Genomic DNA, 324 nt, shown 5'->3' with positions numbered 1-324 from the left:
ATGCGGGATTAGCTCAGTTGGTAGAGCGATACCTTGCCAAGGTATAGGTCGAGAGTTCGAGTCTCTTATCCCGCTCCAGGTTTTCAGGAATTTTCCGAAAGGGAAGCCCAGGCTTCCCTTTTTCGTCAAAGCCGCACCAACGGCATTGATCGGGTTTACGGCGGCGCGATAGCAAAGCGGTTATGCCCCGGATTGCAAATCCGGTTAGTCCGGTTCGACTCCGGATCGCGCCTCCAGAACAAGACACTGCGGGATTAGCTCAGTTGGTAGAGCGATACCTTGCCAAGGTATAGGTCGAGAGTTCGAGTCTCTTATCCCGCTCCA

General features: G+C 53.7%; 3 tRNA genes. All 3 read left to right on the top strand.

From position 1 onward, the window contains the following. Positions 1–2 precede the first annotated feature (2 nt). A tRNA-Gly gene (locus tag AC0IZJ_RS28390) sits at positions 3–78 on the top strand. An 84-nt stretch (positions 79–162) separates the two neighbouring features. Then, positions 163–236, top strand: a tRNA-Cys gene (locus AC0IZJ_RS28385). Positions 237–248: 12 nt separating this feature from the next. Then, positions 249–324, top strand: a tRNA-Gly gene (locus tag AC0IZJ_RS28380).

The sequence above is a fragment of the Roseateles sp. AC306 genome (genome assembly GCF_979253795.1).
This window is presented reverse-complemented; position numbering and strand designations above follow the sequence as displayed.